This window comes from Novosphingobium jiangmenense (assembly GCF_015694345.1).
GTDB lineage: Bacteria > Pseudomonadota > Alphaproteobacteria > Sphingomonadales > Sphingomonadaceae > Novosphingobium > Novosphingobium jiangmenense.
Window position 1 is genome coordinate 25,916 of record NZ_JADQDC010000008.1, and the last position, 22,520, is coordinate 48,435.

The 22,520-nt window shown below is 65.1% G+C and carries 20 protein-coding genes; 11 read left to right on the top strand and 9 right to left on the bottom strand.

The window, feature by feature from the left end; genetic code table 11:
• Positions 1-13: 13 nt before the first annotated feature.
• Positions 14-667: a fructose-6-phosphate aldolase gene (gene fsa / locus I2488_RS12290; RefSeq protein WP_196276112.1), complete on the bottom strand. Its 654-nt coding sequence runs from the start codon at positions 665-667 to the stop codon at positions 14-16.
• Between the two features lie 73 nt (positions 668-740).
• Complete coding sequence (locus I2488_RS12295; RefSeq protein ID WP_196276113.1) at positions 741-1,424, bottom strand: DUF4197 family protein; 684 nt, start codon at positions 1,422-1,424, stop codon at positions 741-743.
• A 70-nt stretch (positions 1,425-1,494) separates the two neighbouring features.
• Here I2488_RS12295 and I2488_RS12300 point away from each other — a divergent pair, with 70 nt between their 5' ends.
• Both I2488_RS12300 and I2488_RS12305 read left to right on the top strand, forming a co-directional pair.
• Positions 1,495-3,660, top strand: coding sequence for a primosomal protein N' (locus tag I2488_RS12300; protein ID WP_196276114.1), 2,166 nt, complete (start codon positions 1,495-1,497; stop codon positions 3,658-3,660).
• A gap of 157 nt (positions 3,661-3,817) precedes the next feature.
• Complete coding sequence (locus I2488_RS12305) at positions 3,818-5,371, top strand: cryptochrome/photolyase family protein (RefSeq protein ID WP_196276115.1); 1,554 nt, start codon at positions 3,818-3,820, stop codon at positions 5,369-5,371.
• Here the strand turns inward: I2488_RS12305 and I2488_RS12310 are convergent.
• Complete coding sequence (locus tag I2488_RS12310; protein WP_196276116.1) at positions 5,368-6,237, bottom strand: CPBP family intramembrane glutamic endopeptidase; 870 nt, start codon at positions 6,235-6,237, stop codon at positions 5,368-5,370. The two genes, I2488_RS12305 and I2488_RS12310, sit on opposite strands and share 4 nt — an antisense overlap.
• A 3-nt stretch (positions 6,238-6,240) precedes the next feature.
• Complete coding sequence (gene ada / locus I2488_RS12315) at positions 6,241-7,287, bottom strand: bifunctional DNA-binding transcriptional regulator/O6-methylguanine-DNA methyltransferase Ada (protein ID WP_196276117.1); 1,047 nt, start codon at positions 7,285-7,287, stop codon at positions 6,241-6,243.
• A gap of 152 nt (positions 7,288-7,439) precedes the next feature.
• Between ada and I2488_RS12320 the strand changes: the two genes are divergently transcribed.
• The 8 genes from I2488_RS12320 to I2488_RS12355 all read left to right on the top strand — a co-directional run bounded on the left by I2488_RS12320 (position 7,440) and on the right by I2488_RS12355 (position 16,736).
• Positions 7,440-8,996, top strand: coding sequence for a S1C family serine protease (locus I2488_RS12320; protein WP_246465650.1), 1,557 nt, complete (start codon positions 7,440-7,442; stop codon positions 8,994-8,996).
• Positions 8,997-9,163: 167 nt separating this feature from the next.
• Positions 9,164-9,718, top strand: a complete 555-nt coding sequence (locus I2488_RS12325) for a F0F1 ATP synthase subunit delta (protein WP_196276257.1) — start codon at positions 9,164-9,166, stop codon at positions 9,716-9,718.
• 31 nt (positions 9,719-9,749) lie between these two features.
• Entirely contained in the window at positions 9,750-11,279 is a 1,530-nt protein-coding gene (gene atpA, locus I2488_RS12330; RefSeq protein WP_196276119.1) for a F0F1 ATP synthase subunit alpha, read from the top strand.
• A gap of 118 nt (positions 11,280-11,397) precedes the next feature.
• A complete protein-coding gene (locus I2488_RS12335) occupies positions 11,398-12,282 on the top strand; it encodes a F0F1 ATP synthase subunit gamma (protein WP_196276120.1) in 885 nt (294 codons plus the stop codon).
• Positions 12,283-12,311: 29 nt separating this feature from the next.
• Positions 12,312-13,754, top strand: a complete 1,443-nt coding sequence (gene atpD / locus I2488_RS12340) for a F0F1 ATP synthase subunit beta (protein WP_196276121.1) — start codon at positions 12,312-12,314, stop codon at positions 13,752-13,754.
• 46 nt (positions 13,755-13,800) lie between these two features.
• Positions 13,801-14,058, top strand: a complete 258-nt coding sequence (locus tag I2488_RS12345; protein WP_039335066.1) for an ATP synthase F1 subunit epsilon — start codon at positions 13,801-13,803, stop codon at positions 14,056-14,058.
• A gap of 312 nt (positions 14,059-14,370) precedes the next feature.
• Positions 14,371-15,759 carry a syringate O-demethylase gene (gene desA / locus I2488_RS12350; RefSeq protein WP_196276122.1) on the top strand — a complete coding sequence of 463 codons (1,389 nt, stop codon included), beginning with the start codon at positions 14,371-14,373 and terminating at the stop codon, positions 15,757-15,759.
• Positions 15,760-15,896: 137 nt separating this feature from the next.
• Complete coding sequence (locus I2488_RS12355) at positions 15,897-16,736, top strand: beta-etherase (protein WP_196276123.1); 840 nt, start codon at positions 15,897-15,899, stop codon at positions 16,734-16,736.
• Positions 16,737-16,778: 42 nt separating this feature from the next.
• Here I2488_RS12355 and I2488_RS12360 read toward each other — a convergent pair whose 3' ends face one another.
• From I2488_RS12360 to I2488_RS12380, 5 genes are all read right to left on the bottom strand, one after another.
• Positions 16,779-17,777, bottom strand: a complete 999-nt coding sequence (locus I2488_RS12360; RefSeq protein WP_196276124.1) for a nucleoside hydrolase — start codon at positions 17,775-17,777, stop codon at positions 16,779-16,781.
• On the bottom strand, positions 17,777-18,520 hold the full coding sequence (locus I2488_RS12365) for an IclR family transcriptional regulator (protein WP_343071062.1): 744 nt from the start codon (positions 18,518-18,520) through the stop codon (positions 17,777-17,779). The genes I2488_RS12360 and I2488_RS12365 overlap by 1 nt, the downstream gene beginning before the upstream one ends.
• On the bottom strand, positions 18,517-18,909 hold the full coding sequence (locus tag I2488_RS12370; protein ID WP_196276125.1) for a nuclear transport factor 2 family protein: 393 nt from the start codon (positions 18,907-18,909) through the stop codon (positions 18,517-18,519). The genes I2488_RS12365 and I2488_RS12370 overlap by 4 nt, the downstream gene beginning before the upstream one ends.
• A complete protein-coding gene (locus tag I2488_RS12375; protein ID WP_196276126.1) occupies positions 18,906-20,039 on the bottom strand; it encodes a cobalamin-independent methionine synthase II family protein in 1,134 nt (377 codons plus the stop codon). The genes I2488_RS12370 and I2488_RS12375 overlap by 4 nt, the downstream gene beginning before the upstream one ends.
• 267 nt (positions 20,040-20,306) lie before the next feature.
• Complete coding sequence (locus I2488_RS12380; RefSeq protein WP_196276127.1) at positions 20,307-21,158, bottom strand: helix-turn-helix domain-containing protein; 852 nt, start codon at positions 21,156-21,158, stop codon at positions 20,307-20,309.
• Positions 21,159-21,270: 112 nt separating this feature from the next.
• Between I2488_RS12380 and pobA the strand changes: the two genes are divergently transcribed.
• Positions 21,271-22,440 (top strand): 4-hydroxybenzoate 3-monooxygenase, encoded by a 1,170-nt coding sequence (gene pobA, locus I2488_RS12385; RefSeq protein ID WP_196276128.1) that lies wholly within the window; start codon positions 21,271-21,273, stop codon positions 22,438-22,440.
• Positions 22,441-22,520: the final 80 nt, after the last annotated feature.

Genomic DNA, 22,520 nt, shown 5'->3' on the forward strand with positions numbered 1-22,520 from the left:
TGTTTCAGAGGTTTCAGACGATCTTCTGGCCGGTCTTTGCCCAGTCGGCAAGGAAGCCTTCGATGCCCTTGTCCGTAAGGACATGTTTGAACAGGCCCTTGATCACGGCGGGCGGCGCGGTGATCACGTCGGCACCGATGCGCGCGCTTTCCAGCACGTGGACTCCGTGGCGGATCGAAGCGACGAGGATTTCGGTCTCGAACGCGTAGTTGTCGTAGATCAGGCGGATGTCGCGGATCAGGTCCATGCCATCGAAGCCGTTGTCGTCATGACGGCCGACGAAGGGCGAGATGAAGGTCGCACCGGCCTTGGCCGCCAGCAGCGCCTGGTTGGCCGAGAAACACAGCGTGACGTTGACCTTGGTGCCGTCGCCGGTCAGCGCCTTGCAGGTCTTGAGGCCGTCGATGGTCAGCGGCACCTTGATGCAGACGTTGTCAGCGATCTTGCGCAGCACTTCAGCCTCGCGCATCATCGTCTCGTGGTCGAGCGCGACGACTTCCGCCGAAACCGGGCCGTCGACCAGACCGCAGATCTCGCGAGTGACTTCGATGAAGTCCTTGCCCGCCTTGGCGATCAGGGTCGGGTTGGTGGTCACGCCATCGAGCAGGCCGGTCGCGGCAAGATCGGCGATTTCGGCGGTGTCGGCAGTATCGACGAAGAACTTCATGGGGACAGCCTTCCAAGCGGGGAGAGAATGATTCCCCCTGCCTATAGGCAAGGCCGACGCCGATGTCAGTCTGTCACTTTATGCCGAACGCCGCCATCAGCACCGGATCGTTGGTAGAGCGCGGATCGGCACGGATTGCCGCCTCCTCGCGTCCGATCGCGCGGAAGATCGCGTTGTCCGCCTCGTAGGCCAGCGAATTGGCAATGCCGCCAACGTCCACACCGGTCAGCGCCGCCAGAACCTCGCCGAGCAGCGGATCGCGGCTGACGCGAATCGCATCGCCGAATTCCGGCACCATGATCTCGACCAGACTGGTGCCCATTTCCTGATGGAGGAACGCGGTTGCGCCCATGGGGTCGGAGCCGCGCAGCAGTGCCAGGGCATTGCGGATGCCGATCGTGCGCACCGCGTCGGTAACGGCAGGAGCCGCGCGCTCTGCCGCGTCATAGGCCATGTCGTTGAAGGCCCGCTGCAGCCGGTCCTTGACGATCGGTCCGGTGAGGATGCGGGCGAGAACGCCGCCACGGTTGCCGATGGCCTCGGGCAAGGCGAGCCGCGTGACCTGATCGTCCCAGAACCCGCCCGGTGCGAGCAGGCGGGCAAAAGCGCGGTCGGTGGACAGGAACAGCAATCGCCGCACCGCTTCTTCCAGCGAGAACTGCGGGTAGCCCGCGCAGCCTGCGACGGCCAGAACCGCAACCGAAGTCACGCCGCCAAGCAGGGCGCGACGGTTCATCATGGTGGAAGCCTGCGACACGTTTTTCTCCTCAATTCCGTTGTGCCCGGGCTTTGCCCGCTGCGTTGCCGCCCCATATAGACCGGTGAACATGAACCGCGTCCGATGCCTCGTCTTCAACTCCGCGCTCGGTCCGCTGGACTACCGCGTGCCCGCCGGAATGAGCGTCGAGCCGGGCAGCGTCGTGCTCGCACCGTTGGGCCCTAGGCAGATCATCGGCGTGGTCTGGGAAGCGGAACGGCTTCCGGGAACCGAAGTTCCGGATTCGAAACTGCGGCCCTTGCTGCAGGTCTTGCCGGTGCCTCCCCTGCCCGCACCGTTGCGCCGCCTGATCGAGTGGACCGCCGACTACTATGTCGCGCCGCTGGCCGCCGTCGCACGCATGGCGCTGTCCAGCACCGCTGCGCTCCAAGGTGGGGGCACGATTACCGAGTATCGCCTCACCGGGCGCGAACCGACGCGCATGACGCCACAGCGTCTCATTGCGCTCGATCTGCTGCATGACCAGCAGGCTACGATCCGCGAGCTGTCCGAGATCGCAGGCGTTTCCGATGGAGTGCTGCGCGGGATGGTCAACGCCGGACTGCTCGAACCGGTCGTGGTCGATTCCGACCGCCCCTACCCGCCAGCGGATGCCCAATTCGCCGCGCCCGACCTGTCCGATGAACAGGCCGAAGTGGCGGCCCGGTTCGTGGCCGCCGTGGAAGCGCATGAATTCCACCCCTTCCTGCTCGACGGCGTGACCGGCTCTGGCAAGACCGAGACGTACTTCGAAGCGGTTGCTGCCGCGATCCGGCAAGGGCGGCAGGTGCTCGTCCTGCTGCCGGAAATCGCGCTTACCGAAACCTTCCTCAAGCGCTACGAGGCACGCTTCGGGGTGCCGCCGGTGACGTGGCATTCCTCGTTAAAGGCATCCGAGCGGCGCCGGGCATGGCGGGCAGTCGCGCAAGGGACGGCACAGGTCGTCGTTGGTGCCCGCAGCGCGCTGTTCCTGCCCTTCGCGCAACTCGGCCTGATCGTTGTCGACGAGGCACATGAAATCTCGTTCAAGCAGGACGACGGCGTGCGCTACAATGCGCGCGACGTGGCGGTCATGCGGGCGCATTTCGAGAAGGTGCCGGTCATCCTTGCCAGTGCCACGCCCGCGCTGGAGAGCCTGCAGATGGCCGAGGCAGGGCGTTACGAACGCGTCGTCCTGCCAGCGCGCTTTGGCGGCGCGACGATGCCCGACATCCAGATCGTCGACCTGCGCACCGAACAGCCCGAGCGCGGCCACTGGATTGCACCGCCGCTGGTCGAAGCACTCAAGGACCGGCTCGACAAAGGCGAGCAGTCGCTGCTGTTCCTCAACCGTCGCGGCTATGCACCGCTGACCTTGTGCAGGACCTGCGGTTACCGCTTCCAGTGCCCGAACTGCTCGGCCTGGCTGGTCGAGCATCGCCTCTCGCGCCGCCTCGCCTGCCATCACTGCGGCCATGAGATCCCGCCGCCCGATGCCTGCCCGGAATGCAGCGAACCCGACTGCCTGGTTGCATGCGGTCCGGGGGTCGAGCGCATCGCCGATGAAGTTGCCGCGATCCTGCCCGAAGCCCGCGTCGCGCTGGTCACTTCCGACACGCTGACCAGCCCGGCCAAGGCGGCCGAGTTCGTCGAGATGGCCAGCAACAAGGCGATCGATGTGATCGTCGGAACGCAGCTTGTCACCAAGGGCTATCATTTCCCAGAGCTGACATTGGTGGGGGTGATCGATGCCGACATGGGTCTGGAGGGCGGCGATCTGCGCGCAGCCGAACGGACCTACCAGCAGGTCGCTCAGGTCGCGGGTCGTGCCGGACGTGGCGAGAAGCCCGGCGAAGTGCTCATCCAGACCCGCCACCCAGAGGCTCCGGTGATCGAAGCGCTTGCCAGCGGTGACCGCGACGCGTTCTACGCCGCTGAGGCCGAAGCCCGCCGCGACGCCGGCGCGCCGCCGTTCGGTCGCTGGGCGGCGATCATCGTATCGAGCGAGGACGAAGCCGAAGCGCGCGATGCGGCGCGCGGCATCGGCGGTTCCGCCCCTCGTCTCGACGACGTCCTGATCCTCGGCCCTGCCCCTGCTCCGCTATCGTTGTTGCGAGGCCGCTACCGCTATCGCCTGCTCATCAACGCCCGCCGCTCGACCGAACTGCAGCGCGTGATCCGCGACTGGCTTGATCCGCTGCGCTTCCCGCCGGGCGTGCGCGTGGCGGTGGATATCGACCCCTACAGCTTCGTCTGACCCATCCATTCGTCATTGCGAGGAGGCAAAGCCGACGAAGCAATCCAGTGTCGGCAGCACAAACGCTCTGGATTGCTTCGCTGCGCTCGCAATGACGAAGAAGACGTAACCCTTAGGGGCAGGTTGAACCATTGCCGCGCTCGGCCATTCCGGAAGGATGACCGGCCCCGTCCTTGTACCAATCCTCGGCGACCAGCTTTCGCCCGACATTTCCAGCCTTGCCGACCGCAAGCCGGACGACACCGTGATCCTGATGATGGAAGTGGCCGAGGAGACGACCTACGTCCGCCACCACAAGGCCAAGATCGCGCTGATCCTCTCGGCGATGCGGCATTTTGCCGAGGAACTGCGGGAAGCCGGGTGGACAGTCGATTACATCCGCCTCGATGACCCAGACAACACCGGCAGCTTCACCTGCGAAGTCGCCCGCGCGGTAGAGCGCCACAACGCGCGCGGCGTGCAGGTCACCGAGCCGGGCGAATGGCGCGTGCGGCAGGCGATGGAGCAATGGCGCTCCGACCTCCCCATCCGCCTCCGCATCCTGCCCGACACGCGCTTCATCTGTCCCTTGCCCGACTTCTACGAGTGGGCGACGGGTCGCAAGGAACTGCGCATGGAGTGGTTCTACCGCGAAATGCGGCGCAAGACCGGCCTGCTGATGGATGGCGACAAGCCGGTCGGTGGCCGCTGGAACTTCGATGCGGAGAACCGGGGTGGACCCGAGGCGGGACTCGAACCGCCAGGACTTCCGGCATTCCCGCCCGACGCCACGACACGTGAAGTCCTCGATCTGGTATCAACGCGCTTTGACAAGCACTTCGGATCGCTCGAGAAATTTGCGTGGCCGGTCACCCGTGCCGAGGCCGAAAAGGCGCGCGATGCATTCCTCAAGGACCGCCTGCCGCTGTTCGGCAAGTATCAGGATGCCATGGTGGCGGGGCAGGACTTCCTGTTCCACGCGGCGCTGTCTCCCGCCATCAACATCGGCCTGCTCGATCCGCTCGACCTGTGCCGCCGCGCCGAAACCGAATGGCGCGAGGGCCGCGCGCCGCTGGAAGCCGTCGAAGGCTTCATCCGCCAGATCATCGGCTGGCGCGAATACATCCGTGGCATGTACTGGCTCGAAATGCCGGGTCTTGCCGACGCCAATGGCCTCGACGCCAACAGGCCGCTGCCCGACTTCTACTGGACCGGGCAGACGAAGATGCGCTGCCTCGCCGACTGCGTGCGTGCCACCCGCGATCACGCCTACGCCCACCACATCCAGCGCCTGATGGTGCTCGGCAACTTCGCTCTGCTGGCGGGGCTGAAGCCCCAGGAAGTCGCCGACTGGTATCTCGTCGTTTACGCCGATGCCTTCGAATGGGTCGAACTCCCCAACGTCGCCGGCATGGTCCTCCACGCCGACAAGGGCCGGCTCGCGTCCAAACCCTACGCCGCCAGCGGCGCCTACATCGACCGCATGAGCGACTACTGCGGCAAATGTGCCTACGACGTGAAGAAGAAGACCGGCGAAGCTGCCTGCCCCTTCAACGCGCTCTATTGGCACTTCCTCGCCCGCAACGAGAAGAAGCTCTCAGGCTACCACCGCCTCGCCCAGCCCTATGCCACCTGGCGCCGAATGAGCGAGGACAAGCGCGCGGAATATCTTGAGAGCTCGGAAGCCTTCCTCAAGACGCTGGAGCCCGCAGAACCCGGATGGGCGCGCTAACGCTTGACCCACATCGGCGGCCTGATCCCGCCTTGCCGCACCACGCGAACCAGCAGAAACAAGCCCGCAGCGGTCGCGACCAGCATGGCGATCACACTGGCCTCCAGGCCAAACGCGCCGCCGGTCAGCCAGTCCGGCCCTTCGCGCGTCGTCACCAGCAGTCCCTCGGGCGCCTTGCCTCCCGATACCGGCACGCTGAACACCCACCCTTGCGTGAAATTCCAAGCCGCATGAATGCCGATCGGTATCCACAGCCGCCGCTTCCAGAGATAAGCCGCGCCAAGCAGGATGCCTGCTTCCATGGCGATCGCAAAAGCGGCAAACAGGCTCGCCCCTGGATTCGATAGGTGCGCCAGCCCGAACAGAGCCGAGGTAATCGCCAGCGCCGCCCAGGTGCCCAGCATCGCCTCGATGTGGCGCAGGAGAATCCCGCGGAACAGAAGCTCCTCGATCGTCCCGGAAGTCACCGCCATCGCCAGCATCGCCCATAGCGCCCCCAAGCCGTTGACCCGCTCGACCGAGAAACCGCCCAGAAGCGCAACGATGCCGGTCATCAGCGTGAACAACGCTGCACCGATCAGCAGCCCAAGCGGCACCTCGCGCCCGAAGGCCTCGAGCGGGAGTTCATCGTTCCCCCGCCACTCGATCCAGCGCCGCGCCGCGAGATAAATCAGGATAGCAAAGACCGCGACCGCCAGCCCGCCAAGGAAATAGCCGGGCGTTCCCTGCGTCACGATCTTGAGCAAACCGAACGACGCGGCCGACGCCGCGATGGCGACACCGAAGAACTCGATGATCAGCAACGTCAGCGGAAATGCGACAATCCGCCGCACAAGCCCCGGTCTCGCCGTCTGAAGATCGTCCATACCCTACCCCCGGTTGGTTTCGCGCTCCTTGTCGAGCAAGCGCTGCTTGATCTCAAGCCCATAGGCATAGCCGCCCAGCGAACCATCCGAACGGATCACGCGATGGCAGGGGATAAGAACGGCAACGTTGTTGGCGCCGTTGGCAGATCCCGCCGCACGCACCGCCCCCGGCTTGCCCACGGCTGCGGCAATGTCGGCATAAGAGCGCGTCTCTCCCGGCGGTATGCGCCGCAGCGCCTGCCACACCGCTTCCTGAAACGCCGTACCCCTGACGTCGAGCGGGATATGCGAATGATCGCCAGGCGTTTCGACCGCCGCGATCACTTGCGCCAGCAGCCCCGCAAACTCCTCGCCCCCTTGCTCCAGCGCGGCATTGGGAAAGCGCATCCGAAGCGCCGCAACATCCTCGTTGAAGGACAACCGGCACACGCCGCGTTCGGTCGCCGCAACCAGCATCTCGCCCAGCGAGGTCGCCACGACCGCCCAGCGGATCGTCACGCCGCGACCGCCATTGGCCCAAGCCGAAGCCGTCATGCCCAGACGCTCCTCAGCCGCCGCATAGAAACGCGAAGGTCCTGAGAATCCCGCACCGTAGATCGCATCCGTCACACTCTCCGCACCCGTCAGCACTTCCGCCATGCGCTCCCTCTGCAACGCACGAGCATAGGCCGCGGGCGAAAGACCGGTCGCCCGGGCAAAGACCTTCTGGAAATGCGTCGGCGAATAGCCGCACCGCTCTGCCAGATCGGCCAGCGCCAATATCTGCCCCGCCGCCTTGATCGCCTCGATCGCCGTCAGCACCGCCCGTTCGTCGCGCGACACATCATCGGGCGAACAGCGCAGGCAAGGGCGCAACCCCGCCGCGCGCGCAGCAGTCCCGTCGGTAAAGAACCGCACGTTCTCAAGGCGCGGATGCCGGGCGGAACAGGACGGCCGACAATAGATGCCAGTGCTGAGAACCCCGGTCACAAAGCGCCCGTCAAACGCGCGGTCGCGCGCCAGCACGGCTTGCCATGCGTCATCGTCGGAAATGTCCGGAGCCCTGACCATGTCCTGTCGATACGCTCCCCGGCGGTCACCGCAAGCCTGTGTCGCATCGCGCATCATTTCATCTCCTCGTTGCGGAGAGAATGTGCCCACCTTGCCTCAGCAAAGCGTCCCGCACCTTGCGGTCAAAGCAAATCGGCGCAAAAAGCGCGGTCATGCGTGTCGCCAAACAGATAATCGCGTTTCTGGTCGCCCTCCTGGCACTGGCATCTGCCCCCATCGCGCTGGCTGACCCGGCGGACATCAGCGCCGCGAGCCGCTCGGTCGTCCGCGTGGTCATCATCGAAAGCGACGGAGACCGGGCGCGGCTGATCACCCATGGCACCGGCTTTGCAGTCACGCCGAACCTGATCGTCACCAACGCCCACGTCGTCGAAGAGCTGCGCGGCGACGACACGCTGATCGCAGGCGTCGTCCCTGCGGAGGGCCGCAACGGCTACCCGGCCAAGCTCGTCGCCTATTCACCCGGCAACGACCTTGCCCTGCTGCGCATCGAAGGCGGCGGCACGCTGACCCCCATCACCTTGTTCCCCGGCGCTCCGGGAGATGGCTCGGAAGTCTACGCCGTCGGCTACCCCGGCAACGTCGATCTGGCGCAGGGCCTGTCGATGGCCGATCTCGTCACGCCCCAGGAAGCGGTGAAAACCCGCGGTTATCTCTCGGGAGGACGCTCGTCGCGCTCGTTCGACACCCTGCTTCACACCGCTCCGCTTGGTTCGGGCAACTCCGGCGGACCGCTGCTCGATTCCTGCGGGCGCGTGATCGGCGTCAACTCGTTCGGCACGGTCAGCGACAACAGCACCGATTCGTCGTTCTACTTCGCCATCTCGATGCGCGAGCTTGCCGCCTTCCTGCTCAAGGCCAAAGTCGATGCCCACACCAGCGGCCTGCCCTGCCGCTCCATCGCAGACCTCGATCGCGCCGAAGCCCAACGCGCCGCCGGAGATCAGGCCCGCCTCGCCGCCGAATCCGAAGCCCGCGCCCAGGCCAGCCAGCAGGCCTTGGAAAAAGCGCGCCGCGAAGCTGAGATGGCCGTGCTGTCCGAACGCGACAACGGCATGGCCCTTGCCGCCCTGCTCCTCGTCGGCGCGCTGGGCGTTGGTGGTTGGGGCATGGTCCAGGCCTCGAAGCGGCGCGGCAAGTTCCTGCGCAAGCACGTCTTCGGCGCTGCCGCCCTGCTGGTCTCGGCCATTGCTGTCTGGTTCCTGCGCCCCTCGCTCACGTCGATCGACAGCCGCGCCAAGGAAATGCTCGAAGAGCCGCAACCCTCGCCGAGCGCCTCCACCCTTGCCGCCAGCAACGATGGCAGCGGGCGGATGATCTGCGTGCTCGATCCAGAGCGCAGCCGCGTCACCGTGTCCGATATCACCGACGTTCCGATCGACTGGAACGAAGGCGGCTGCATGAACGGCAAGACCCAGTACGGCCTCGCCAACGATGGCTGGAGCCGAATCCTCGTCCCCAATGGCGAGGAAGCCGTCTCGGTAAATTCGTATGACCCGCAGAGCCGCACCTATACGGTCGAACGCTTCCTCGTCGGCCTTGATGCCATGACCCAGGCCCGCGCTGCACGTGCGAAGCTCAGCGCTCCGGCCTGTGGCGCTGGCGAAGAGGCAGCACGCCAGTTCGGCCAGAACCAGCAGGCGATCAAGGCGCTGCTGCCGCCTGAACCCAACGAACGGATGCGCTACAACTGCCAGCCTGCGCCCTGATCGCCCCGCATCAGGGAAATCACGATCATACCTATGCACAAGAAGCCAAGTCGCATCTTGTCATATCGGCCTGACGTTGCTAGGCGCGCCCCGTCTGCAGGCCACCCGGTGTTCATCGCCGGGTAATGGTCTGCCTCGGCTTATCCTGGATGAAGGAACTTCGGCGCGTGGAGATTTCCAGCGGCATTACGGCCAGCCTGTCAGGGCGTTACGCCTCGGCATTGTTCGATCTGGCCAATGAGCAGGGCTTTGTGAACGCCGTCGAAGGCGATCTCGAGAAGCTCGATGCTGCACTGCGCGAATCGGCTGACCTCAAGGGCCTGATCGGCAACCCGCAACTCGGCCGCGATGCTGCCGGTCGCGCGATGGATTCGGTTGCCGGCCTGCTCGGCCTTGGCGACCTGACCAAGAAGTTCCTCGGCGTGCTCGCTTCGAACCGCCGTCTTTCGGCCCTGCCCGACGTGATCCGCGCCTTTGGCCAGATCGCGGCCGCCCATCGCGGTGAAGTCAGCGCCGAAGTCGCCAGCGCTCACCCGCTCGACGATGCCCAGGTCGCCGCCCTCACCGAAAAGCTGAAGGCCCGCACCGGCAAGTCGATCAAGCTCAAGACCAGTGTCGATCCCGACATCCTCGGTGGCCTCGTCGTCAAGATCGGCAGCCAGATGATCGACAGCTCGATCCGCACCCGTCTCAATTCTCTCGCCCAGGCGATGAAGGCCTAACGGCCCGCACAGGTTCCAGGAAGGACAGAACATGGAAATCCGCGCCGCTGAAATCTCGAAGGTCATCAAGGACCAGATCGCCAGCTTCGGCACCGACGCCCAGGTCTCGGAAGTCGGGTCGGTTCTCTCGGTGGGTGACGGTATCGCCCGCATCCACGGTCTCGACAAGGTCCAAGCCGGCGAGATGGTCGAATTCGCCAACGGCGTGAAGGGCATGGCCCTGAACCTCGAAGCCGACAACGTCGGCGTCGTGATCTTCGGCTCGGACGCCGAGATCAAGGAAGGCGATGTCGTCAAGCGCACCGGCACCATTGTTGACGTTCCCGTCGGCAAGGGCCTGCTCGGCCGCGTGGTCGACGCGCTCGGCAACCCGATCGACGGCAAGGGCCCGATCGTCGATGCCACCCGCACCCGCGTCGAAGTCAAGGCTCCGGGCATCATCCCGCGCAAGTCGGTGCATGAACCCGTGCAGACCGGCCTCAAGGCGATCGACGCACTCGTCCCCGTCGGCCGTGGCCAGCGCGAGCTGATCATCGGTGACCGCCAGACCGGCAAGACCGCTGTCGCGATCGACACCTTCATCAACCAGAAGGCGGTCAACGCCGGCACCGACGAAGGCAAGAAGCTCTACTGCATCTACGTCGCCGTCGGCCAGAAGCGCTCGACCGTGGCGCAGATCGTCCGCCAGCTCGAAGAAAACGGCGCGATGGAATACTCCATCGTCATCGCCGCAACCGCTTCGGAACCGGCACCGCTGCAGTATCTCGCGCCCTACACCGGTGCGACCATGGGCGAGTTCTTCCGCGACAACGGCATGCACGCCGTGATCGTCTATGACGACCTTTCCAAGCAGGCCGTCGCCTACCGTCAGATGTCGCTGCTGCTCCGCCGCCCGCCGGGCCGCGAAGCCTACCCCGGCGACGTGTTCTATCTCCACAGCCGCCTGCTCGAGCGCGCTGCGAAGATGAACGACGAGAACGGCGCTGGCTCGCTCACCGCCCTTCCGATCATCGAAACCCAGGCTGGCGACGTGTCGGCTTACATTCCGACCAACGTGATCTCGATCACCGACGGCCAGATCTTCCTTGAAACCGGCCTGTTCTACCAGGGCATCCGTCCGGCCATCAACGTCGGTCTGTCGGTGTCGCGCGTCGGCTCCTCGGCCCAGACCAAGGCGATGAAGAAGGTTGCCGGCTCGATCAAGCTCGAGCTCGCGCAGTACCGCGAAATGGCGGCCTTCGCCCAGTTCGGTTCGGACCTCGACGCTTCGACCCAGAAGCTGCTCAACCGCGGTGCGCGCCTGACCGAACTGCTCAAGCAGCCCCAGTTCTCGCCGCTCGGCTTTGAAGAGCAGACGGCGGTGATCTTCGCCGGTACGCAGGGCTATCTGGACTCGGTGCCGACCAACCGCGTCACCGAGTACGAAGCCGAACTGCTCAGCTTCCTGCGCACGCAGCACGCTGACCTGCTCGGCCTGATCCGCGACACCAAGGACCTTGGCGACGAAGCCAAGAGCAAGCTGGTCGCGGCGCTCGACGCTTTTGCAAAGCAGTTCGCATAAGGTCTTAGACAACATCCACTTCGTCATCCCCGCGAAGGCGGGGATCCAGAGCGAAAAAGCGCAAACCCGGACTGGATTCCCGCCTGCGCGGGAATGACGAAAGAGGAAGGAAACGAGAGTGGCTTCACTCAAGGAACTCAAGGGCCGGATCAACTCGGTCAAGTCGACCCAGAAGATCACCAAGGCCAAGCAGATGGTCGCGGCGGCCAAGCTGCGCAAGGCGCAGGCGGCTGCCGAAGCCGCGCGCCCCTATGCCAGCCGCCTCGCGGAAGTCATGGGCAGCCTCGCCGCCAAGGTCGCAGGCCAGGACAACGGACCGCTGCTGATGCGCGGCACCGGCTCCGACCAGCGTCACCTCCTTGTCGTGGTCAACACCGACAAGGGCCTGTGCGGCGGTCTGAATTCGAACATCGTCAAGGAAGCCAAGCTCCAGGCGCGCGCGCTCGAAGCGGCGGGCAAGACGGTGAGCTTCTATCTCGTCGGCAAGAAGGGTCGCGCTCCGATCCGCCGTGACTATCCGAACGGCATCGCCGCCGGATACGACACCGGCAACGTGCGCACGCCCGGCTTCGACGAAGCCAGCGCCATCGCCCGCGAACTTCTCGAGATGTTCGAAGCGGGCAAGTTCGACGTCGCGCATCTCGTCGCGCCGGAGTTCAAGAACGCGCTGACCCAGTTGCCGGTCACCACGCAGATCATCCCGGTCCCCGCGCCTACCAACACCCCAGGGTCTTCTGGCGCCATCGACGCTGTGGTCGAGTACGAGCCGGGCGAGGAGGAAATCCTCGAGGAACTGCTGCCGCGCTACGTCACCACGCAGCTCTTCGGTGCCCTGCTCGAGCGTGAAGCCTCGGAACAGGGCGCGTCGATGACCGCGATGGACAACGCGACGCGCAATGCGGGCGAGCTGATCAACAAGCTCACCATCCAGTACAACCGCAGCCGCCAGGCCGCGATCACCACCGAACTCATCGAAATCATCGCGGGCGCTGAAGCGCTCTGACGACTGAGATAGAAGGCAAGGAAACAACAATGGCCACCGCAGCAGCTACCGGCAAGATCAGCCAGGTCATCGGCGCCGTCGTCGACGTGGCGTTCGAGGGCGAACTCCCCGCGATTCTCTCGGCGCTCGAAACCGACAACAACGGCAACCGCCTCGTTCTCGAAGTCGCGCAGCACCTCGGCGAGAACACCGTCCGCACCATCGCGATGGACTCGACCGACGGCCTGACCCGCGGCCAGCCGGTGACCAACACCGGCGCGCAGATCTCGGTGCCGGTCGGCCCCAAGACCCTCGGCCGCATCATGAACGTCGTCGGCGATCCGATCGACGAGCGTGGCCCGGTTGGCGCAGAGCAGACCGCTCCGATCCACGCCAAGGCTCCGGAATTCATCGAGCAGTCGACCGAAGCCGCGATCCTCGTGACCGGCATCAAGGTCATCGACCTTCTCGCCCCTTACGCAAAGGGCGGCAAGATCGGCCTGTTCGGCGGCGCGGGCGTCGGCAAGACCGTGCTCATCCAGGAACTGATCAACAACATCGCCAAGGGCCACGGCGGCGTGTCGGTCTTCGCAGGCGTCGGTGAACGCACCCGCGAAGGCAACGACCTCTACCACGAGTTCCTCGACGCCGGCGTTATCGCCAAGGACGCCGATGGCAACCCGACTCCGGACGGTTCGAAGGTTGCTCTCGTGTTCGGCCAGATGAACGAACCCCCGGGCGCCCGCGCTCGCGTCGCTCTCTCGGGTCTGACCATGGCCGAATACTTCCGTGACCAGGAAGGCCAGGACGTTCTGTTCTTCGTCGACAACATCTTCCGCTTCACCCAGGCGGGTTCGGAAGTGTCGGCTCTGCTCGGCCGTATTCCTTCGGCCGTGGGCTACCAGCCGACGCTCGCCACCGACATGGGCGCGCTGCAGGAGCGCATCACCTCCACCACCAAGGGTTCGATCACCTCGGTGCAGGCGATCTACGTTCCCGCGGACGACCTTACCGACCCGGCGCCAGCCACCTCGTTCGCTCACCTTGACGCAACGACCACGCTGAACCGCGCGATTTCCGAACTCGGCATCTACCCGGCGGTTGACCCGCTCGACTCGACCTCGCGCGTGCTGACGCCCGCCGTCGTCGGTGAAGAGCACTACCAGACCGCCCGCCGCGTTCAGGAAACGCTGCAGAAGTACAAGTCGCTGCAGGACATCATCGCGATCCTCGGCATGGACGAGCTTTCGGAAGAAGATAAGCTCACCGTCGCCCGCGCCCGCAAGATCCAGCGCTTCCTGTCGCAGCCGTTCCACGTCGCCGAAGTGTTCACCGGCATCTCGGGCAAGTTCGTCCAGGTCGAAGACACCGTGCGTTCGTTCAAGGCTGTCGTCGACGGCGAGTACGACCACCTTCCCGAAGCCGCGTTCTACATGGTCGGCGGCATCGACGAAGCGGTCGAAAAGGCCAAGAAGCTGGCTGCTGAAGCCTGATTGACCTAGCTCCCCGGGTCCGCCCGGGGAGACCGAAAGGCTAGAGATGTCTCTCCACTTCGAACTCGTCACCCCGGCCCGCCTCGTCCGTTCGGAAGAGGTCCACATGGTCGTCGTTCCCGGCACCGACGGTGAATTCGGCGTGCTGGAAGGCCACGCACCGTTCATGTCGACGGTGAAGGACGGGACGATCAAGGTCTACAAGTCGGCAGGGTCGGCCCCTGAAGAGATAACGGTCCAGGGCGGCTTCGCCGAAGTCGGCGCCAAGGGCCTTACGGTTCTTGCCGAACACGTCGAAGGCTGATCTGCCTTAACCGACACGCAAAGGGGCTGGTCCGCAAGGACCGGCCCTTTCCGTTTGTGGCGGTCGGAACCTCCTGCTTGCCAGGAAATGCTTTCGTCATCCCCGCGAAGGCGGGGAGCCAGAGCAACTCGGCGCAGACGAAGTCTGGATTCCCGCCTACGCGGGAATGACGAGACAGGCCACGTGTTCGCACAAATCCGTACGCGTCACATACAATTTTTCACCCAATTCAGCATTCCGAACTTTTCAAGCACGCGAAAATGAGGCATGGCGAGTCCATATCCGTGAAATCGCATCGGGAGAGCTTGAGAAATGTCCCAGACCCTAGAGCAGGTCATCCAGAACGCCGGTGACCTCGTCAACTTCGTCCGCAACCAGCAGGTCGGCCCCAACGTCTATCCCGGCGTTCCGGCGGAATACTCGAACTGGCGCAACGAACAGTGGGCATGGGCACACTCTGCCGTTCTCTACAACCAGTCGTACCACATGGTCGATCTGGCGGTTAAGGGGCCGGACGCCTTCAAGATGCTCGAGCACCTCGGCATCAACTCGTTCAAGAACTTCCAGCCGGACCGCGCCAAGCAGTTCGTCCCCGTCACCCCCGATGGCTATGTCATCGGCGACGTGATCCTGTTCTACCTCGACGAGAACCACTTCAATCTCGTCGGCCGCGCGCCGACGATCGAATGGGTCGAGTACCACGCCGCTTCGGGCAACTGGAACGTCACCGTGGAGCGTGACGAGCGCTGGGCGATGCGCACCGATGGCAAGCGCAACTCCTACCGCTTCCAGATCCAGGGCCCGAACGCGATGATGATCATCGAGAAGGCCACCGGCAAGTCCGCACCGGATCTCAAGTTCTTCCACATGACCCGCATGACCATCGGCGGCAAGGAAGTGCGCGCGCTGCGCCACGGCATGGCTGGCCAGCCCGGTTTCGAACTGATGGGCCCGTGGGAAGACTACGGCGCCGTCCACGCCGCGCTGGTCGAAGCCGGCAAGGAGTTCCAGATGGCGCTCGTCGGCGGCCGCGCCTACTCGTCGAACACGCTGGAATCGGGTTGGATCCCCTCGCCCTTCCCCGCGATCTACACCGGCGAGGCGCTGCGCCCCTATCGTGAATGGCTCTCGGCCAACTCCTACGAAGCAAAGTGCTCGGTCGGCGGCAGCTACGTTCCCGAGAGCATCGAAGGCTACTACACCACGCCGTGGGACCTCGGTTACGGCCCGTTCGTCAAGTTCGACCATGACTTCATCGGCCGCGCCGCGCTCGAGAAGATGGCCGCTGCCGGCAATCACCGCACCAAGGTGACCCTCGCGCTCGACAACGAAGACGTCATGCGCGTCCAGTCCTCGGCGCTGAGCAAGGGCGATCGCGCAAAGTTCATGGAGTACCCGAGCGCGGTCTACTCGATGCACCCGTTCGATCAGGTCCTCGCCGATGGCAAGATGGTCGGCCTCTCCACCTGGATCGGCTACACCGCAAACGAAGGCAAGTTCCTCACTCTCGCGATGATGGAACCGGGCTTCGTCGAGCCGGGTACCGAAGTCAGCCTGCTGTGGGGCGAGCCCAACGGCGGCACGACCAAGCCGACCGTCGAGCCCCACGTCCAGACCGAAATCAAGGCGACCGTTGCCGCGGTCCCCTACTCGGAAGTCGCGCGCGACAGCTACGCCGAAGGCTGGCGCACCAAGAAGTAATCTTTGGGCCACAAGCCCGAAAGCGAGAGCGCCGGCCCATCCCGACGGGTTCGGCGCTCTTTGCGTTTCTGCTGAAAATTAGTTTGTGTTACTAACAATATCTGGCAGACTGATCGCAACGACGAGAGAGGATTCCCATGGCCGCCAACAACACCATTACCTTCTACGACCTCGCCCTTTCCACCGGCGCGACGATCAGTCCGTTCGTCTGGGCAACCAAGTACGCGCTCAAGCACAAGGGCTTCGATCTCGATGTCGTGCCGGGCGGCTTTACCGGCATTCTTGAGCGCACCGGCGGCAAGACCGAGCGCCTGCCTGCCATCGTCGACGACGGCGAATGGGTGCTCGATAGCTGGGGCATCGTCGAATACCTCGATGCCAAGTATCCCGACCGCCCGGCCCTGATTCCGCATGAAAGCGTTGCCGCAACATTGAAGGCGCTCGACCACTGGTTCTGGAACGCCGCTGTCGGCCCGTGGATGTTCTGCTTCTGCGCCGATTACCGCGATCTCTCGGTCCCCGCAGACCACGAATACGTCACCCACAGCCGCGAGAAGATGCTCGGCCGCAAGCTCGAGGACGTCCAGGCCGGTCGCGAGGAGCGCCTGCCCAAGATCAGCGCCGCGCTCGAACCGCTGCGTGCAGCACTCGGCCAGCACGAATGGCTCGGCGGCTCCTCTCCGAACTATGCCGACTTCCGCATCATGGGCGGCATCCTGTTCACCGCCTCGGTCTGCAAGACGCCGGTCCTTGCCAACGACGATCCGCTGCGTCCGTGGATCGAACGCTGCCTCGATCTCTACGGCGGCCTCGGTCGGCACCCCGGCCTGTTTCCGCTGTTCGGCCTTGAGCAGCGCGAAGGCGATCCCGAACTGTTCAACCGCGCGGCGGGCCAAGGCGGCATCTACAAGCGCAACACCGGCCCGGATTCGACCCGCGCCGAAACCCAGCGCATCACCGAAGGCATGAAGAAGTAAGCGACCGGGGCTTGAGCGAACGGGGCCGGAGCGATCCGGCCCTTATTTCTTGAGCTTGGCCAGCATGTCGCCAAAGGTCAGGCGGGTGTCGATGGTCACATAGACGCGGATCGGCCTGCCCTTCGGGTTCGGCTTGTAGGTCCCGTCCGCCTGAATGCTCGGCGCGGGCACCATGACGTAATCGCTCGACGACGGATCGGCCTCGAACGCCGATTGCAGCGCGGTCAACGTCACCAGCGGACTGTCGCCAAGCGCGTAGGCTTCGCCCACCTTCAGCCCCATGCCTGCGGCAGCGGCAGAAATGCCCTCGATCTGCCCGGCAAGCCAGGCTCCGGTGCCGCCCTGGGCCTTCATCTGCTCAAGCTCGGCCATCGAGAACAGCATGCGGCGGTAGGTGTTGCGCGGCACCTGCCAGATCGCAATGTCGGAGCGGTTGAAGATCACCTGCGCCGCGGCGACGTCGATCGTCATGTTGTATTCGCCGGGCGAACCTCCGGGCACTGGCAGTCCTAGCCCGGGATACTCCGGCCCACCGATCCACACCAGCGTCAGCCGCTTGCCGATGCGCGGCTCGATCAGGCACGCCGACGCCAGATCGGTGAGCCCAGCACCGGCGCAGTAGAACAGCGGCAGCGAGTCATCGCGCATGGCCTCGGCGATGATTGCATCGGTCGCAGCCGTGCGGGCGGGAACCGTCATCGACGGCATGGCCTTCTCGGCTCCGGCAAGGACGGGCACCTTGTCCGTCAGCCCCATCACCCCCATCAATTCGCGGGCGCGGTTGGCGGAGTCCGTTGCCTGATGATCGGATTTGGCCCAGGCCTCATCGGCGTGGAGGTGCGAACCTATGATCGCACGGATGTCGATGGACGGCGAGCGCAGATGCTGCGCCAGTTGCACCAGCCCATCGGGATCGCCCGAAAAGTCGTTGTCGCAGATCACGCGGTAGCGGCGCTGGTCTGCCGCAGCCCTGACCAGACCGGGTGCCGCCATAGCGCCGACAACAGCGGGCAGCAGCCCCAGGAATGAACGTCGCTCCATCATTTCACCGCTCCTGCGCTACGGAGCAGGAGTTCGCGGATCCGGCTCGCCAATTCTTCAGTGAAGCGCACTGCCGGCACCGCCACGCTGAACGCGCCCGCCAGTTGCTCGTCGATCCACACCGGTACCGCCATGCCGCAGATGCCGACCGTCGCCTCTTCCTGCGCGAGGCTGAAGCCGGTCGCCATGATCTCCGCGAAGTCGGCGCGTAGCTCCTGCTCGGTCGTGCGCGTCTGCGGGGTCAGCTTGGCGCGCTCGGTCTCGGCGAAATACCGCTCCATCTCTGCCGGAGGCAGCCACGCCGCCATGATCTTGCCCGCAGCAAGGGCATGGAGCGGGCGCCGCGTGCCGGGATCGACCGCATAGCGCAGCGCCTGATCGCTGGCCTCGGTGACCAGCGCCTCCACTTCCCAGCCACGGCGAACCATGAACGACGATGTCTCGTTCAGTTCGCTGCGCAGCGCCCGCACCAGCGGCGCCACGCGATCCTCGAGCGTGAGCGCCGCGTCGGGCGCGCGCAGCCGCTGCAGGCCCGGCCCCGGCAGATAGCGCCGACCTTCCCGCGTCAGGTAGCCACGCTCGGTCAGCGTGGCGAGGAGGTAGGACAGGCTGCTGACCGGGATCGCCAGCGCGCCCGCGATCTCCTGCGCCACCGCGCCCTGCCGGTTGGCGACGACGTACTCGATCACGTCGAGCGTGCGCATCGCCGACTTCACCGGGTTCGAGGCAGCAGGGGCGTTCACTTGAACGTCAGGCTCCCGCGCCGCTCGGCAAAGCGCCAGCCATCGGCGGTCAGCACGAAGCGGTCGTGGAAGGAGCCGACCAGCGGCGCGCCCTCGCCCGTGAACAGCAGCATCGCGCTGGTGCCGCGTGCAGTGGCCGGGCCTTCGACGTCGATGACCACATTCGAGCAGACATGCCGCGTCGTGCGCGGCGGGCGGGCCTTGAACGCCGCAAGGATAGCCTCGCGACCCTCAACGCCCTGATCGGGCGCGGTCGGACGGTACATCACGCCATCCTCGGCGTAGAGCGCCGCCACCTCGTCCCACCGCGCATCGTCGTTGAGATTGGCGTAAAGCGCGACGAGGCGGGCGCAGTCGTGCTCTGCGGCGCGGCGATCCTCGGGGCTCACAGGCGGCTCGCAGCGATGTCGGCACCTTCGCGCAGCGACTTGAGCTTGCGCCACGTCACGATGGGATCGAGCTTGCCATAGCCGGCGAAGGTGCCGAAGCCGCAGTCGGTGCTGGCGACCACACGGTCCGCGCCGACGAAGCTGGCGAAGCGTTCGATGCGCTGGGCGATCAGTTCGGGATGCTCGATGTAGTTCGAGCAGGTATCGATCAGGCCGGGCGCGAGGATCTTGTGGTCAGGCAGCTTGGCGTCCCGCCACACGGTCCATTCGTGCTCGTGACGCGGGTTGGCGCCCTCGAACAGGATCGTGGCGGGGCGAGCCTTGATCACGATGTCGATCACGCGTTCGAGCGGAATGTCGTGATCGTGCGGGCCTTCGTAGTTGCCCCAGCAGATGTGCATGCGCATCTTTTCGGGCGGGATGTTGGCGGTTGCTGCATTGAGCGCCTCGACGTTGGCAGCGGCAACCTTGAGGAAGTCCTCCTCCGACATGTCCTGGTAGCCGGTGTGGCGGCTCATCGCGAGGTCGGGGCAATCGAGCTGGAGGTAGAAGCCCTCGCCCACGATCGTCTCGTATTCCTCGCGCATCGCATCGGCGAGGTCGGCGAGGTAGGCTTCGTGGCTGGGGTAGTGGCGATTGACCTGGAAGGCGGTGATCAGGCCGGGCGATGCCGCGTTCATGAAGGCTTCGGTATCGGGCGCGGCGTGATTGGCGAGCGCGGCCTTGAAGCGGCGGATGTCGTCGTGCAGCGGCTGCAGCGTGACCTTGCGGACCGGGCCGATGCACGAGGCGCGGACGAATTCCTGGCTACCCATGATCGCCGAGAGCTTCTTGGCGAGGTTGGGCACTTCGGCGAGGTCGGCGGCGGGCTTGCGGTCGATGTGGCCGCCGAAGCCTGAGAGACGCTCGATCATGTAGGTCGAGTAGCCAACCTTGCCGAGTTCGCCATCGGAGACCACCGAGACGCCGGCCTCGACCTGCATCTTCACTGCGGCGTCGACGGCGGCGGAGACCTTGGCGTCGAACTCGGTGGTGTCGTAGGCCTCGCCCTTGTCGCGGGCGAGCAGGAGCGGGGTGAGTTCGTCGCCGCGCGGGAGGCTGCCGACGTGGGTGGTCTTGATCTTTGCCATTTCAGAAAGCCTCATCCGCAGTTCATATCCGTGAAAAATTCATAGAGAACTTGCGCCGCGAAACAAGCGGAATTGCGGGATTTTCCGCGAGAGATGCAGCGCAAGGTGTTTACGGGTTTACAGTGTCCAGAGAAAAAGACTGACGCCTGCGTCAGATACACCCCGCCCCTGCGTTGATGAACGGAAGCGGGACTCGCAACACGGCCTCTTTCCACGGCGATTCATGACATGAACCCCGCCTTGTAGGACAGCGGAAAACCTTGCAGGTCAAACGTCGGGCCGCTTGTCCGCCGAGGGTCGCCTGCCGGTGACCTTCTGGTAGAAGCGCGAGAAGTAGCTCGGATCCTCGAAGCCCAGTTCGGCGGCGACCTGCGAGGCGGTGGCGTTGGTGTAGCGGAGCAGGCGCTGTGCCTCCAAGGCGAGGCGGCGGTGGATCAGGTCCATCGGCGAGCAGCCAAGCCGCGCGGCGGTGAGGCGCGAGAGGGTGCGGCGGGTGAGGCCCAGGGCACCGGCATAGAAATCGAGATCGCGGTGCTGGCGATAGTGCAGTTCGACAAGCTGGCGGAAGCGGTCGAGCCGCTGGTCGGCCCGTTCGGACGCATCGGCAGCGGGAACATCGCGGGCGAGCGTGCGGATCAGGCTTTCCGCGAGCGAGAGGAACAATGGATCCTGCTGCTGCCACTCCTGCTGCAGCGCCAGCATTTCGCGCGCCAGCCAGAACGCGCGCGCGGCAGCTTCCGCCGATAGTTCGGCAATGCCGCCTTGGGCCAGTGCCGCGATCAGGGGGTCGGCCGCCGTCAGCGCGCGTGTGGAAAAGTCGGTGGACAAGGTGAGGACAAAGCCGCGCGTGCCCTGGCGGAAGCGGAAGCCGTGAACGGCGGCGGCAGGGACGATCACCCTGCCCGGCCCTTCAAGCCCGACCGTGCGGGTATCGAGCGTGATCGCGGCGTGTCCCTCCTCTACCAGCAGCACCTGCACGAAATGGTCATGGCGGTGTACCCCGATTTCCCAGTCGTGCAGCGCACTACGCTCGGCAATCGTCTCGATATGGGCAAAGCCTCCGGGCGCGGAAGCCGTGCCTTCGCCATAGAGGGCATAGCGCGGAATGGACTCGGTCATGTCCCGAAAGTGCCAGTTGTTTGTCCTAACGCTGCATTCCGCGCAAACCCGTGTTCTGTCAAATTCAGCCGCGTTGATCCCGCATCCCAGTGCGGGCGCGTGGGAGATTGCCATGAAGACCCAGGTTGCCATCATCGGCGCTGGCCCTGCCGGGCTGCTGCTCGGACACTTGCTCAAGGCCGAGGGCGTCGATTGCGTCGTGCTTGAACGCCAGACGCCGGACTACGTGCTGGGCCGCATTCGTGCGGGCGTGCTCGAACAGATCACGGTCGGCCTGATGGGCCGACTGGGACTTGACGCGCGGCTCAAGGCAGAGGGGCTGGTCGAGGAAGGCTTCAACCTTGCCGATGGCGAGCGCCTGATCCGCATCGATGTGGCGAACCTGACCGGCAAGACCGTGGTCGTCTATGGCCAGACCGAGATTACCAAGGACCTGATGGACGCCGCTCCCGAACGCGGGCTGCAGGTGATCTATGGCGCAAGCGATGTGGCGCTGCACGAGATCGAGAGCGATGCGCCCTACGTGACATATGCGCTTGATGGCGCCGAACAGCGCATCGATGCGCGCTTCATCGTCGGCTGCGACGGGTTCCACGGGCCAAGCCGCAAGGCGATCCCCGCCAGCGTGGCGAAGGAGTACGAGCGGGTCTATCCGTTCGGCTGGCTGGGCATTCTCGCCGACGTGCCGCCGTGCAACCACGAACTGATCTATGCCAACCACGAGCGCGGCTTTGCCCTCGCCTCGATGCGCAGCCACACCCGCAGCCGCTACTATGTCGACGTCGCCCTGACCGAGAAGGTCGAGGACTGGTCGGACGAGCGGATCTGGGACGAACTGGCCGTGCGCCTTGGGCCTGAAGCTGCTGCGAACATGACGCGCGGACCTTCGATCGAGAAGTCGATCGCCCCCTTGCGCTCCTATGTGTTCGAACCGATGCGCCATGGCAGCCTGCTGCTGTGCGGCGATGCGGCGCACATCGTGCCGCCGACCGGCGCGAAAGGCCTGAACCTGGCGGCCAGCGACGTGCACTATGCCGCCGAGGCGCTGACCGGCTTCTTCAAGCGCGCCGACAACGATGCCGTGATCGGCTATTCGGCCAAGGCGCTGGCGCGGGTGTGGAAGTCCGAGCGGTTCTCGTGGACGCTGACCAAGCTGATGCACCGCTTCCCGGACGATGGCCCGTTCGAACGCGCCATGCAGGTGGCCGAGCTCGACTACATCTCGAGCAGCGTGGCCGCGCAGACCAGCGTTGCCGAGAATTATGTCGGGTTGCCAGTCTGACAGGTTGGCGGGGGAACGCTTGCCCACCCCCAACCCCTCCCGCCTGCGGGAGGGGAGTTTCAGGTTTGGCCCTCCCGCTT